Here is a 13,830-nt window from a genome sequence, read left to right on the forward strand (position 1 = left end):
CCGGCGCCCCGATAATTGCGCGCCATGGCCGCCGTTTTCGACACACCCTCCCTGCCGCAGCGCATCCTGCCCCTGTTCCGCGGCTTCGACTGGCCGCTGATCGCGCTGCTGCTGGTGCTAGCGTCCATCGGTCTGATGGCCATGTATTCCGCGGGTTTCGACCACGGCACGCGCTTTTACGACCATGGGCGCAACATGCTGCTGGCCGCCGGCATCCTGTTCGTGGTGGCGCAGATTCCGCCGCAGCGCCTGATGATGCTGGCCGTGCCGCTGTATACGCTGGGCGTGGTGCTGCTGGTGGCCGTGGCGCTGTTTGGCATCACCAAGAAGGGGGCGCAGCGCTGGATCAACGTGGGCGTGGTCATCCAGCCCAGCGAGCTGCTGAAGATCGCCACCCCGCTGATGCTGGCCTGGTGGTTCCAAAAGCGCGAGGGCCAGCTGCGCGCGCTGGACTTCGTCGTGGCGGGGGCGCTGCTGATGCTGCCCGTGGGGCTGATCATGAAGCAGCCCGACCTGGGCACCTCGCTGCTGGTGATGGCGGCCGGGCTGTCGGTGATCTTCTTCGCCGGGCTGCCCTGGAAGCTGGTGGCGCCGCCGGTGCTGGTCGCAGGCATCGGCATTGCGCTCATCGTCTGGTTCGAGCCACAGCTGTGCGCCGACGGCGTGCGCTGGCCCGTGCTGCACGACTACCAGCAGCAGCGCATCTGCACGCTGCTGGACCCCACGCGCGACCCGCTGGGCAAGGGCTTTCACATCATCCAGGGCATGATCGCCATCGGCTCGGGCGGGCTGTGGGGCAAGGGCTTCATGGCAGGCACGCAGACTCACCTGGAGTTCATTCCCGAGCGCACCACCGACTTCATCTTCGCCGCCTTCTCCGAGGAGTTCGGTCTGGTGGGCAACCTCACGCTCATCGTCTGCTTCGTCCTGCTGGTGTGGCGGGGGCTGGCGATTGCCGCCAATGCGCCCACGCTGTTCGGCCGCCTCATGGCGGGGGCCGTGGCCATGATCTTCTTCACCTACGCCTTCGTGAACATGGGCATGGTCAGCGGCATCCTGCCGGTGGTGGGCGTGCCGCTGCCGTTCGTGAGCTATGGCGGCACGGCCATGGTCACGCTGGGGCTGGCGCTGGGGGTGCTGATGTCCGTGGCCCGGGCGCAGCAGCAGCCGGCCGAGTCCGCGCCGCAGCCGCTGTAGCGCGTCCGTGTGCGCGGCGGGGGCATGGGCGGCTGCCTACAATCCCCGGATGATCTCCCGCGAACCCACCATCGAACGCCTGGCCATTGCACGCGAGCTGCTGCTCACGCCCTTCGGCCTCGACGAGTCCCATCTCTCCCGTGCCCTGGCGGAGATCCGCGCGCACCGCGTCGATGACGCCGACCTGTACTTCCAGTACACGCGCAACGAGGGCTGGAGCCTGGAGGAGGGCATCGTCAAGACGGGTTCGTTCAGCATCGACCAGGGCGTGGGCGTGCGCGCGGTGAGCGGCGAGAAGACCGCCTTCGCCTATTCCGACGACATCTCCGAGGCCTCGCTGCTGGATGCGGCCCGCACAGTGCGGTCAATTTCGGCTGCAGGCAAGGCTGGTAAAGCGCGAGCAGCTTCGCAAAAGATAGCAAAAAGCCGCTTGCTGTATCCGCATATCGACCCCATCGCGTCCATGGACAGCACGGCCAAGGTGCAGCTGCTGGAGCGTGCCGAGCAGCGTGCCCGCGCCAAGGACCCGCGCGTGGCGCAGGTCATGGCGGGCCTGGCCAGCGAATACGACGTGGTGCTGGTGGCGCGCGCCGACGGCACCCTGGCGGCCGACGTGCGCCCGCTGGTGCGCCTGTCGATCACCGTGATCGCCGAGCAGAACGGCCGCCGCGAGGTGGGCTCGGCCGGCGGCGGCGGGCGCTTCGGCCTGGCCTATTTCAGCGATGAGCAGATCGCGCAGTACGTGGACGAGGCCGTGAACGCGGCCCTGGTCAACCTGGAGTCCCGCCCCGCGCCCGCCGGCGAGATGACCGTGGTGCTGGGCCCGGGCTGGCCCGGCGTGCTGCTGCACGAGGCCGTGGGCCACGGGCTGGAGGGCGACTTCAACCGCAAGGGCTCCAGCGCGTTCAGCGGCCGCATCGGCCAGCGTGTGGCGGCCAAGGGCGTCACGGTGCTGGACGACGGCACGCTGGCCGACCGCCGCGGCTCGCTCAACGTGGACGACGAGGGCCACCCCACGCAGCGCAACGTGCTGATCGAGGACGGCATCCTCAAGGGCTACATCCAGGATGCGATGAACGCGCGCCTCATGGGCGTCAAGCCCACGGGCAACGGCCGGCGCGAGAGCTATGCGCACATCCCCATGCCGCGCATGACCAACACCTACATGCTTGGCGGCGACAAGGAGCCGCAGGAGATCATTGCCTCGATCAAGAAGGGCCTGTACGCCACCAATTTCGGCGGCGGCCAGGTGGACATCACCAGCGGCAAGTTCGTGTTCTCGGCCAGCGAGGCGTACTGGGTGGAGAACGGCAAGGTCCAGTACCCCGTCAAGGGCGCAACCATCGTCGGCAGCGGCCCCGAGTCGCTGAAGAAGGTGAGCATGATCGGTAACGACATGCGCCTGGACAGCGGCGTGGGCACCTGCGGCAAGGAAGGCCAGAGCGTGCCCGTGGGCGTGGGCCAGCCCACCATGCGCATCGACGGCCTGACGGTGGGCGGCACCGCCTGATCATGGCCCGGCCGCCGCGCGCGGCGGCGGCGCCACATCCGCGGCAGCACGGATTGCGCGGCGGCCCCGGCCGCACACAATGCGCAGCATGCCCGCGCCGTCCTCCAGCCAGATCCCGCACACGGTCCAGTCGTTTGCCGACCTGAGCCGCTTCCTGCGTGAGGACGCGGCGGACGATGGCACGCGCCAGCTGCGCGACAGCCTGGGCGCACTGTCGCAGCACATAGAGGCGGCCACGCGCACGCGCCGCGGGCACCTGGAGCCCGAAGCGGTGCAGCGCAGTGCCGAGGCGCTCGCGCAGTGCGCGCGCGAGCACCAGTTGCAGCTGACGGGCATGGGATCGGCCTGGCATGCGCTCTACGAATTCGGTGCGTACCAGCGCGCCCTGCGCGAGCTGCGCGACGCCATCGACCGCTGGCGCGACGCGCTGCACCGCCGCAGCGCCGCCGAGGCCGAGTGCTTCGGTGCGTTCGAGCTGCTGGCCTGGCGCACCCTGGGCGAGGCCCTGCTGCTGCTCGACATGTACGAGCAGGGCGACGCCGAGCCGGGCCGCCAGCCGCTTCCTTCGCAGCCTCCCGGGCGCCCCGCGCCGCGCCGCCCGTCGCTGCTGGCGCGCCTGCGCGGCTGGCTGCCGGGTCGGTCAGGAAGCCAACATTTGTAGCGATATGGCAACACATTGCGGATGTTGCGGTGCGGCAATACGTGCTACATTGAACCGTATGCCAGTTCGCAGCGCGTTTTACTTTTACTTTTGGTTCTCTGTCCCCGGCGGATGAGAGGTATGCGCGCACCCTGACTGAGCCCCCTTCTCTTAAGAACCGCCGAAGCTGAAAAGCCCGGCGGTTTTTTGTTGTCCGCCTTTCCTTTTGACCTTCACACCCACACCCGAGAGGACGCCCACATGACCGCCACCGTCTCCAGCGATGCCTGGTATCCCAACGTCGAGAAAACCAGCCAGACCGACGACCAACGCATCAAGGACATCACCGTGCTTCCCCCTCCTGAACATCTGATTCGCTTCTTCCCCATCCGGGGGTCCGAGGTCGAGTCGCTGATCTCCGGCACGCGCCGCAGCATCCAGCGCATCATGTCGGGCGAGGACGACCGGCTGCTGGTCATCATCGGCCCCTGCTCCATCCACGACCCGGTGGCCGCGCTGGACTACGCACGCAAGCTCAAGGCCGTGCGCGAGCAGTACAAGGATCAGCTGGAAGTGGTGATGCGCGTGTACTTCGAGAAGCCCCGCACCACCGTGGGCTGGAAGGGCCTGATCAACGACCCCTACCTGGACGGCAGCTACCGCATTGACGAGGGCCTGCGCATCGCGCGCCAGCTGCTCATCGACATCAACCGCGTGGGCGTTCCGGCGGCCAGCGAGTTCCTGGACGTGATCTCGCCGCAGTACATCGGCGACCTGATCAGCTGGGGCGCCATCGGCGCGCGCACCACCGAGAGCCAGGTGCACCGCGAGCTGGCCTCGGGCATCTCGGCGCCCATCGGCTTCAAGAACGGCACGGACGGCAACATCCGCATCGCCACCGACGCGATCCAGTCCGCCGGCCGCGGCCACCACTTCCTGTCGGTGCACAAGAACGGCCAGGTGGCCATCGTGCACACGGCGGGCAACCAGGACTGCCACGTGATCCTGCGCGGCGGCAAGGCGCCCAACTACGACGCCGCCAGCGTCGCGGCGGCCTGCAAGGACCTGGTGTCCGCCGGCTTGCCGGGCTCGCTCATGGTGGACTGCAGCCATGCCAACAGCAGCAAGCAGCACGAGCGCCAGCGCGATGTGACGCAGGACATCGCCGCGCAGATCGCGGGCGGCTCGCGCAGCATCTTCGGGGTCATGATCGAAAGCCACCTGCACGCCGGCGCGCAGAAGTTCACGCCGGGCAAGGACGACCCGGCCGCGCTGGAGTACGGCAAGAGCATCACCGACGCCTGCCTGGGCTGGGACGATTCCACGGCCTGCCTGGCCGACCTGGCCGCTGCCGTGCAGGCGCGCCGCGCGCGCTGATGCGGGCTCGGCCGCTGCGGCCCGGCGCCGCGGGGTCGGTGTAAGCTCATGGCGGGCGCGGCACTTTCTGGGCCGCGCCCGTCGTTCCATTCAAGAATCACATTCCATCGAAGGCGAGACAGCAACATGCACAGCGAAGTTTTGGTCACCCTGACACCCGAACAGGAATTCCGTCTGGACCTGCAGGGCGCGCAGCCCCTCACGCACGAGGAGGCCCGCCGCTGGCTGGATGACGAGTTCGTGCGCCTGGAGTGCGAGCCCCTGCGCGCCAGCGGCAAGGTGCTGCTGGCCGACAAGGTGCTGACCGTGGCCCGTGCCGCGGGCGAGAGGCTGCTGGCCGATCCGGTCTGGTCGGCCCAGTTTGCGCGCGCCGCCGTGGCCGCGCTGTCGCAGCCCGTGGTGCGCGTGGACGTGCCGGCGATGGCCGTCAGCTTCTGATTTGAGTGAAAACGGCTATCAGCGCTTGTCCATCAAGCGCTGATAGCTATCATTTGGATAGCGCTGCGAGCAGCTGGGCGTGGATGCCGCCAAAGCTGCCATTGCTCATGCAGACGATGTGATCGCCCGGCCGCGCCGCCGCCGCGATCTGTGCCACGAGCGTGGGGATATCGGCCGCCGTGCGGGCGCATTCCCCCATGGGGGCCAGCGCCTCGGCGGCGTCCCAGTCCAGCCCCGCCGTGTGGCAAAAGGCCAGGTCGGCCGCCTCCAGGGCCCAGGGCAGTTGCGACTTCATGGTGCCCAGCTTCATGGTGTTGCTGCGCGGCTCGAAGGCGGCCAGGATGCGTGCCTGGTCGCCCACCCGCCGGCGCAGGCCGTCCAGCGTGGTGCGCAGCGCCGTGGGGTGGTGGGCGAAGTCGTCGTAGACGGTGATGCCCCGTACCGTGCCGCGCAGCTCCATGCGGCGCCTGACGTTCTCGAAGCGTGCCAGCGCCTCGGCCGCCTGCGCCGGCGCCACGCCCACATGCTCGGCGGCGGCGATGGCGGCCAGCGCGTTGAGCTGGTTGTGCGTGCCCGTCAGGGACCATTGCACGCGGGCCACGGCGCGGCCCTGCTGCAGCACCTCGAAGTCGTGCGGCTCGCCGCGCGCGGTGAAGTCGCTCACCGTGGCGCCAAAGCTGGCCACACCGCTCCAGCAGCCGGCGTGCAGCACGCGCGCCAGGCTTTCCTCCAGCCCGTTGACCACCACGCGGCCCGAGGGCGGCACGGTGCGCACCAGGTGGTGGAACTGGCGCTCGATGGCCGCCAGGTCGTCGAAGATGTCGGCGTGGTCGAACTCCAGGTTGTTCAGCACGGCGGTGCGCGGGCGGTAGTGCACGAACTTGCTGCGCTTGTCGAAGAACGCCGTGTCGTACTCGTCGGCCTCGATCACGAAGAGCGGCGCCGTGCCCAGCGGCCCCGGGCCAGCGGCCGGCCGCTCCGCGGCGCCCAGGCGGGCGGACACGCCGAAGTTCAGCGGCACGCCACCGACCAGAAAGCCCGGCGCCAGGTCCGCGCATTCCAAGATCCAGGCCAGCATGGAGGTGGTGGTGGTCTTGCCGTGCGTGCCGGCCACGGCCAGCACATGGCGGCCCTGCAGCACATGCTCGGCCAGCCACTGCGGGCCGCTGGTGTAGGGGGCGCCCGCGTCGAGGATGGCCTCCATCAGCGGAAACTTCGGCGTGCCGTCGGCCAGGCGTGCGCGGCTCACCACGTTGCCGACCACGAACATGTCTGGCTGGAGCGCGAGCTGGTCGGCGCCGTAGCCTTCGATGAGATCGATGCCCAGTGCGCGCAGCTGGTCGCTCATGGGGGGGTAGACGCCGGCGTCGCAGCCGGTGACGCGGTGGCCGGCCTCGCGGGCCAGGGCGGCCAGGCCGCCCATGAAGGTGCCGCAAATGCCCAGGATGTGAATATGCATGGGCCTTGATTCTATGAATCTGGGCGCCGTTTCCGGTGTTCAAGCCAAAATGGCCTCTGACGCTTATCAGATAAGCGCAAACAGCTATCAAAAACGAAGTGCTTGCGGGTGCGGGCGGGCAATGCCCCTGCGCCGCGGGCGCCGTGGCCGGGGCTTCCCGCGCGGATGGCGCCACAATGCTGGTCTGTGTCCGGGATCGCCGCTGCCATGGAAAACGCCCTCGTCACCGAAATCGCCAACACCGCCGCCCGACTGATTGTCGAGGAGGGGCTGGAATGGGGGCCGGCCAAGCGCCGCGCCATCAAGGAAATGGGCCTGCCCACGCGCACGCCGCTGCCCGACAACGACCTCCTTGAGGACGCGGTGCGCGAATACATCGGTCTGTTCTGCGCCGACACCCAGCCCCAGGAGCTGCGCGCGCTGCGCGAGCTGGCGCTGGTGTGGATGCTGCGCATGCAGGCGTTCCGCCCCTATCTGGGCGGTGCCGTCTGGCACGGCACGGCCACGCGCCTGTCCGATATTTATCTGTCGTTGTTCTGCGATGACCCCAAATCCGCCGAGATCGCCCTCATTGACCACCATGTGAATTACGAGCCGCGCTCCGTGACGGGGTTTCGCGGCGAACTGGTCGAGGTGCTGAGCCTGAGCAGCCACTCGCCCGCACTGGGCGAGGAAATCGGCATCCACCTGCTCATCTATGACCTGGACGACCTGCGGGGCGCGTTGCGCCCGGACTCGCGCGGCCGCGTGCCGCGGGGCGACGCCGAGGCCGTGCGCCGGCTGCTGCAGGAAACCCCTTCTTCACCGCCATCTCCATGAAACCATCGCCTTCGACCACATCTTCCCCAGCGGGCCGGCCTGCCGAACCGGTGGCGTCAGGGTCATCGCGCCGCCGCTGGATCACGCTGGGCGTGGGCGCTCTGGCCGCGCTGGGCGGCGCGGGCGTGGCCGCCTGGCGCATGCAGCCCCGCGCCGTGCAGGAGGGCGCGTCCCAGGCCCTGTGGGACGCGAGCCTGGAGGGCCCGGCGGGCGAGCCCGTGCGCATGGCGGCATTTCGCGGCCACCCGCTGCTGCTGAACTTCTGGGCCACCTGGTGCCCGCCTTGCGTGGAGGAGCTACCCCTGCTCAACGGCTTCTATGGCGACAACCGGGCCAAAGGCTGGCAAGTGCTGGGGCTGGCCATCGATCAGCCGTCCAATGTGCGCAAGTTTCTGCAGCGCATGCCACTGGATTTTCCGGTTGCGCTGGGCGGACTGTCCGGCACCGAACTCGCGCGGGGGCTGGGCAACGAAAGGGGAGGGTTGCCGTTTACCGTGCTTTTCGGTGCAGATGGGAACATTTTGAAGCGTAAAATGGGACAGCTGACGGCGCAGGATCTGCAGGGCTGGTCCAAAACGTTGTGAGTACTGCGTTTCCTCAATGGAGATGGTGGCAATTGGGGTGGTTTCGGTGAAATAGGCCGAAATTAGAGTAAATTCGCTCCCCATTCCGTTTTTAGCCGTTGGAGCTCCCATGGATTTGCGAAAACTCAAGACCCTCATCGATCTGGTCTCCGAGTCGAATGTTTCTGAACTCGAGATCACCGAAGCCGAGGGCAAGGTGCGCATCGTCAAGAGTGGCGGGGCTGTCGTGCAGCAGTTCGTCGCTGCGCCCATGCAGGCGCCCATGGCCGCTGCGCCTGTGGCGGCTCCTGCAGCGCCCGTGGCCGAACTGCCGGCACCGGTTGCCGCAGCGCCTGCCGGGCATACGGTCAAGTCGCCCATGGTGGGCACGTTCTACCGCGCCTCCAGCCCTGGCGCCAAGCCGTTCGTTGAACTGGGCAGCCAGGTCAAGGAAGGCGACACGATCTGCATCATCGAGGCCATGAAGATTCTCAACGAGATCGAGGCCGACAAATCCGGCACGGTTACCCGCATCCTGGGCGAAAACGGGCAGGCCGTCGAGTATGGCCAGCCGCTGTTTGTGATCGAGTAAGCCGCGCGTGAGTGTTCTAGTCCTCGCCGTCCCGAGCGCCTGCATGGCGCCCCGTGGTCCCGGCGTGGGGCCCTGTCTGCATGCGGCCATGAGCCGTGAGTCAGCCTATGTTTAAGAAAATTCCTGTTGCCAATCGCGGCGCTCGCGTCGCAGGCACGGCAAAGCAAATTGCCCGCGCACGCGTCAGCGTGCAGGCGATGGGCCGCGAGGCAAATCATGTTTAAAAAGATTCTGGTCGCCAATCGCGGCGAAATCGCCCTGCGCATCCAGCGCGCCTGCCATGAGCTGGGCGTGAAGGCCGTGATGGTCTACTCCGAGGCCGACCGCGACGCCAAGTACGTCAAGCTGGCCGAGGAAGCCGTCTGCATCGGGCCGGCGCCATCGCCGCTGTCCTACCTCAACATGCCCGCCATCATCTCGGCGGCCGAGGTGACGGATGCCGAGGCCATCCACCCGGGCTACGGCTTCCTGTCGGAGAACGCCGACTTCGCCGAGCGCGTGGAGAAGAGCGGCTTCCAGTTCATCGGCCCCACGCCGGAGAACATCCGCATGATGGGCGACAAGGTGTCGGCCAAGCAGGCCATGATCCGCGCGGGCGTGCCCTGCGTGCCGGGCTCCGATGGCGAACTGCCGGATGATCCGGTGCAGATCCGCCGCATTGCCAAGAGCATCGGCTATCCGGTGATCATCAAGGCGGCGGGCGGTGGTGGCGGACGCGGCATGCGCGTGGTGCACACCGAGGCGGCGCTCGTGAACGCGGTGCAGATGACCAAGGCCGAGGCGCAGGCTGCCTTTGGCAATCCGGCCGTGTACATGGAGAAGTTCCTGCAGAACCCGCGCCACATCGAGATCCAGGTGCTGGCGGACAAGTACCGCAATGCCGTGTATCTGGGGGAGCGCGACTGCTCCATGCAGCGGCGCCACCAGAAGGTGATCGAGGAGGCTCCGGCACCGGGCATTCCGCGCAAGCTCATCGAGAAGATCGGCGAGCGCTGCGTGGCCGCCTGCAAGAAGATCGGCTACCGCGGTGCGGGCACCTTCGAGTTCCTGTACGAGAACGGCGAGTTCTACTTCATCGAGATGAACACCCGCGTGCAGGTGGAGCACCCGGTGACCGAGTGGATCACGGGCGTGGATATCGTCCGCACGCAGATCATGGTGGCGGCCGGCGAGAAGCTGCCCTTCACCCAGCGCCAGATCGAGATTCACGGCCATGCCATCGAATGCCGCGTGAACGCCGAAGATCCCTACAAGTTCATTCCCTCGCCGGGGCGCATCACGATGTGGCATGCACCGGGCGGCCCGGGCGTGCGCGTCGACTCGCATGCCTACTCGAACTACTATGTGCCGCCGAACTATGACTCCATGATCGGCAAGATCATCGTGCATGGCGACACGCGCGAACAGGCGCTGGCGCGCATGCGCACCGCGCTGTCCGAGACGGTGATTGAGGGCATCAACACCAATGTGGCGCTGCACCGCGAGCTGATGGTGGATGCCAAGTTCGTCGCCGGCGGCACCAACATCCATTACCTCGAAGAGTGGCTGTCGCAGCGCAAGCGCTGATCGGACACCGTGTCGCAAGACACCGGGATGCTGGCATCTGGGGACGGATGCCAGCATTTTTCATTGATTGCATGACGAGAAGGTGTGCCCCATGTTTGAGCTGAGCCTGCTATGCCCCGAAGACCGGGTGGAGACCCTGAGCGATGCGTTCGACGCGCTGGAGGCGCTGAGCGTGTCCGTCGAGGATGCCGACGCCCAGACCGACGCCGAACAGGCCTTGTTTGGTGAGCCCGGCATGCCCGCGCCGCGCGGAGGCTGGCAGCGCAGCCGCGTCACCGCGTTGTTCCCAACGCAGCAGACCGCCGAAGAGGCCGTGCAGTTGCTGCAGGTGCAGGATTTCTTCGAGGGCTGCAGCGTGCTGGGTGTGGTTGCCGTGCAGGAACAGGACTGGGTCCGCCTGACCCAGTCGCAGTTTGAGCCGGTGGATATCACGCCCGATTTCTGGATCGTGCCGACCTGGCACGATTTGCCGCAGGCGGCGCGGCGCAGCATCCGCCTGGACCCGGGGTTGGCCTTCGGCACCGGGACGCATCCCACCACGCGCATGTGCCTGCGCTGGATTGCACGCCATGGGGACGAGGGCGGCGCCCAGGCGCTGGGACGGGTGCTCGACTATGGTTGCGGCTCGGGCATCCTGGCCATAGGTGCCGCGAAGTTCGGTGCCGTGGACATTGATGCGGTGGACATCGACCCCGCTGCCGTGGAGGCCACGCGCCAGAACGCGCAGGCCAATGGCGTGGCGTTGAATGCCGGTCTGCCAGAGCAGGCTCGGGGCGTTTATCAAACCGTGCTGGCCAATATTCTGGCCACGCCGCTGAAAGTGCTGGCCCCCCTGTTGTGCGCCCATGTGGCGGAGGGCGGGCATCTCGTGTTGGCGGGCATTCTGGAGCGGCAGGCGCAAGAACTCCAGGAGGCTTACGCCCCGTGGCTGCACTTGCAGGTGGCCGACAGCGAGGATGGTTGGATCCTGATGACCGCGCGCCGCTGAGCGCAGCGGCACCCTCCTGAGGCCATGGGCGGGCACCTACAATCCACAGCCCATGAGCCAGATCACTCGCTGCCCCTTCTGCGCGACCACCTTCAAGGTGGTGGCGGATCAGTTGCGGATTTCGGATGGCTGGGTCCGGTGTGGGCAGTGCAAGGAGGTGTTCGATGCGTCGGAGCACCTGCAGGTGGAGGAGCCGGCCCATCTGTTGCCGGAAATGCCACTGGATGATCTGCGTGCACCTCCCGTGCCCGTGGTCAGAACGCCCGAAACAGTGCATGTATGGGGCAGTACCCGTCGTCCCGCTCAGACGGCTGCTGGCCCCGCGGTAGTGCCTGGGCCGATAGAGGCGGCGCAGGAGCCTGCTTCGCCGGCGCCGCAGCCGGAACAGAAGACCGACGCTGCGGCGGCAATGCCATCCGCCCCCGAGTGGGACGTGCCCATTCCCCCGGTACCCCCCTTTCTGGTGGCGCAGGCGCCTGGTGGGGAGTCGACGGAGGCATCTAGGGATGCATCCAGGGTGTCTTCTGGCGGCGGTGTGTGTGAGGACGCGGCGCCGTTGCCATTGTCGGTGGAGCGTGGGGCGCTGGCGGAGCCTGCCCCCGCTGCTCCATCCCGTGGGGATGGAGTGGAGGGTTATGAGTTGCCCTCAGCGCCATTGCATGATGCCGTGGTGCCGCAGGCGTCTGATACTGGTGTGCCAGAGGGGGCTTCCGCTGCTTTGCCGGATTCCTTCGAGGTGGCTGGGGCGAGCGATGGGCTGGAGTCGCAGGCTGCGGAACGCACCGTCGATCCATCGGATGCACCTGACGCGCTGACGGACAGGGCGCAGCCCTCGCCAGCGGAACGCGACCAGCCCGGTCATGCGTCCGTCGAGAAAGCATCGTCCGGCGACGATCATGTGGACGACGGCGCGGCGGCAGATTCGGCCGCATCGCCTGCTGAGCCAGGGTTTGTGAAGGCCGCACGGCGCAGTGCGTTTTGGCGCAGGCCCGCGGTGCGCGGAGTGCTGGTGCTGGTGGGCCTGGTTTTGCTGTCCGCTCTGGGGTTGCAGGTGGCTGTGCAGGAGCGGGACCTTATCGCATCGCGCTACCCGCCCGTACGTGCATGGCTGGAAAGGCTGTGCGAGCCGTTGCAATGCACCTTGCAGGCGCCGCGGCGTATTGCCGCCGTGGTCATTGACAGCTCATCCTTCCTCAAGGTGCGCAATGATGCTTCGGCGTACCAGTTGCAGATGAGCGTCAAGAACACATCGACGCTGACGATCGCCATGCCGGCGCTGGAACTGACGCTGACCGATGCACAGGATCAGGCAATCCTGCGACGTGTGCTGTTGCGCGATGACTTGGACGCTCCCGCAGAGCTGGCGCCGGGTCTTGTGTGGAGCGGCTCCGTATCCCTGCAGGTCACCGATGGCGCATCCAAGGTGGCCGGCTATCGGTTGCTGGCCTTCTATCCCTGATTTCTTCACTCTGAATTTTCAATATCTATGGCTGCGCTGATCTGCGGTTCCCTGGCATTCGACACCATCATGACGTTCGAGGGGCGGTTTGCCGAGCAGATACTGCCTGAGCAGCTGCACATCCTGAACGTGTCCTTCCTCGTGCCCACGTTGCGCAGGGATTTCGGGGGCTGCGCGGGCAATATCGCATACAGCCTGAAGCTGCTGGGTGGAGACCCCAGGCCCATGGCCATGCTGGGCGCTGACGGCGGTGAATATCTGGCCAGGCTGGAGCAGCAGGGGATCGACGCACGCTTCGTCGCTCAGGTGCGCGATACCTATACCGCGCAGGCGATGATCATGACCGATCGCGACAACAACCAGATCACGGCTTTCCATCCCGGCGCAATGATGCAGGCGCACCAGAACCGCATCGGGCCTGATGCTGGCGACGTGCGGGTCGGCATCATTGCGCCCGATGGACGCGATGCCATGCTGCAACATGCCGAGCAGTTCGTCGAGGCGGGCATTCCTTTCGTGTTCGACCCCGGGCAAGGGTTGCCGATGTTCAATGGCGACGAGTTGCGGCATTTCATTGAGCAGGCCAGCTGGGTGGCGGTCAATGACTATGAAGGCAAGATGCTGTGCGATCGAACGGGCTGGTCATTGGCAGATATTTCGCACAGGGTGCGGGGCCTGATCGTGACGCTGGGAGCCGAGGGGTGCGAGATCTGGGAGCAAGGTGCCCAGACCCGGGTGGCACCTGTGAAGCCGACGCAGGTGGCGGACCCCACAGGTTGTGGTGATGCGTGGCGCGGCGGACTGCTGTATGGCCTGGAGAGTGGCTGGCCGTTGGTACGCTGCGCGGAATTGGGCAATCGCCTGGGGGCGCTCAAGATCGCACAGCGCGGCCCGCAGAACTACACCCTGGACTTCATCCCCGCTTAAGGGCCGCGTTGTGGGCGGAGGTGCCGCCGCCTTACTGCAAGAAGCGGGGCGGGCCCGCTCGCTTGCCGCAGGCGCTTGGCGTGGCGGCACTGCCACGCGTTGAACCATAAAAAAACCCGGTTGGAAACCGGGTTTGGGGGAAAGTCACCCAGAGGCCTTACGGCTTACCCCCGGTGGGGAAGGGCCAGGCGGCTTGTGGGTTCAGTGTGGTCTGTGCTGCAGGCGCAGGAGCCGCTGCGGCCTTCTTGGCGGGTGCGGCGGCCTTCTTTGCCGGCACAGCCTTCTTGGCGGGTGC

General features: G+C 67.0%; 13 protein-coding genes and 1 pseudogene. 12 read left to right on the forward strand and 2 right to left on the reverse strand.

Annotated features, from left to right (window positions below; all coding sequences use genetic code 11):
- Nucleotides 1–24: 24 nt before the first annotated feature.
- The 5 genes from rodA (at nucleotide 25) to BP68_RS05995 (ending at nucleotide 5,162) form a co-directional block, all read left to right on the forward strand.
- A complete protein-coding gene (gene rodA / locus BP68_RS05975; RefSeq protein WP_496369701.1) occupies nucleotides 25–1,197 on the forward strand; it encodes a rod shape-determining protein RodA in 1,173 nt (390 codons plus the stop codon).
- A 49-nt stretch (nucleotides 1,198–1,246) separates the two neighbouring features.
- Nucleotides 1,247–2,707 carry a metalloprotease TldD gene (gene tldD, locus BP68_RS05980; protein WP_496369702.1) on the forward strand — a complete coding sequence of 487 codons (1,461 nt, stop codon included), beginning with the start codon at nucleotides 1,247–1,249 and terminating at the stop codon, nucleotides 2,705–2,707.
- Between the two features lie 88 nt (nucleotides 2,708–2,795).
- Nucleotides 2,796–3,368 (forward strand): hypothetical protein, encoded by a 573-nt coding sequence (locus BP68_RS05985; RefSeq protein WP_496369703.1) that lies wholly within the window; start codon nucleotides 2,796–2,798, stop codon nucleotides 3,366–3,368.
- Nucleotides 3,369–3,608: 240 nt separating this feature from the next.
- Nucleotides 3,609–4,724, forward strand: coding sequence for a 3-deoxy-7-phosphoheptulonate synthase (locus BP68_RS05990; protein ID WP_496369704.1), 1,116 nt, complete (start codon nucleotides 3,609–3,611; stop codon nucleotides 4,722–4,724).
- A 126-nt stretch (nucleotides 4,725–4,850) separates the two neighbouring features.
- On the forward strand, nucleotides 4,851–5,162 hold the full coding sequence (locus tag BP68_RS05995) for a hypothetical protein (RefSeq protein ID WP_496369705.1): 312 nt from the start codon (nucleotides 4,851–4,853) through the stop codon (nucleotides 5,160–5,162).
- A gap of 49 nt (nucleotides 5,163–5,211) precedes the next feature.
- On the opposite strand, the gene mpl is transcribed toward BP68_RS05995, so the two are convergent.
- Complete coding sequence (gene mpl / locus BP68_RS06000) at nucleotides 5,212–6,621, reverse strand: UDP-N-acetylmuramate:L-alanyl-gamma-D-glutamyl-meso-diaminopimelate ligase (protein WP_496369706.1); 1,410 nt, start codon at nucleotides 6,619–6,621, stop codon at nucleotides 5,212–5,214.
- 207 nt (nucleotides 6,622–6,828) lie between these two features.
- On the opposite strand from mpl, the gene BP68_RS06005 reads away from it, so the two are divergent.
- From BP68_RS06005 to BP68_RS06035, 7 genes are all read left to right on the forward strand, one after another.
- On the forward strand, nucleotides 6,829–7,440 hold the full coding sequence (locus BP68_RS06005) for a hypothetical protein (RefSeq protein WP_496369707.1): 612 nt from the start codon (nucleotides 6,829–6,831) through the stop codon (nucleotides 7,438–7,440).
- Complete coding sequence (locus BP68_RS06010; protein WP_496369708.1) at nucleotides 7,437–8,024, forward strand: TlpA disulfide reductase family protein; 588 nt, start codon at nucleotides 7,437–7,439, stop codon at nucleotides 8,022–8,024. Before BP68_RS06005 ends, BP68_RS06010 begins: the two co-directional genes overlap by 4 nt.
- A gap of 109 nt (nucleotides 8,025–8,133) precedes the next feature.
- Nucleotides 8,134–8,595, forward strand: coding sequence for an acetyl-CoA carboxylase biotin carboxyl carrier protein (accB, locus tag BP68_RS06015; protein WP_496369709.1), 462 nt, complete (start codon nucleotides 8,134–8,136; stop codon nucleotides 8,593–8,595).
- 216 nt (nucleotides 8,596–8,811) lie between these two features.
- The gene (accC, locus tag BP68_RS06020) at nucleotides 8,812–10,161 is read left to right on the forward strand and encodes an acetyl-CoA carboxylase biotin carboxylase subunit (RefSeq protein ID WP_496369710.1); all 1,350 of its coding nucleotides are present in this window, start codon (nucleotides 8,812–8,814) and stop codon (nucleotides 10,159–10,161) included.
- A gap of 91 nt (nucleotides 10,162–10,252) precedes the next feature.
- Nucleotides 10,253–11,149, forward strand: coding sequence for a 50S ribosomal protein L11 methyltransferase (gene prmA / locus BP68_RS06025; RefSeq protein ID WP_496369711.1), 897 nt, complete (start codon nucleotides 10,253–10,255; stop codon nucleotides 11,147–11,149).
- Between the two features lie 52 nt (nucleotides 11,150–11,201).
- Nucleotides 11,202–12,608: a zinc-ribbon and DUF3426 domain-containing protein gene (locus BP68_RS06030; RefSeq protein ID WP_496369712.1), complete on the forward strand. Its 1,407-nt coding sequence runs from the start codon at nucleotides 11,202–11,204 to the stop codon at nucleotides 12,606–12,608.
- Nucleotides 12,609–12,635: 27 nt separating this feature from the next.
- The gene (locus BP68_RS06035; RefSeq protein ID WP_496369713.1) at nucleotides 12,636–13,535 is read left to right on the forward strand and encodes a carbohydrate kinase family protein; all 900 of its coding nucleotides are present in this window, start codon (nucleotides 12,636–12,638) and stop codon (nucleotides 13,533–13,535) included.
- A 157-nt stretch (nucleotides 13,536–13,692) separates the two neighbouring features.
- On the opposite strand, the pseudogene BP68_RS06040 reads toward BP68_RS06035, so the two are convergent.
- Nucleotides 13,693–13,830 (reverse strand): annotated as a pseudogene (locus tag BP68_RS06040) (histone); the annotation flags it as partial.

It is taken from the genome of Diaphorobacter oryzae DSM 22780 (assembly GCF_059568935.1).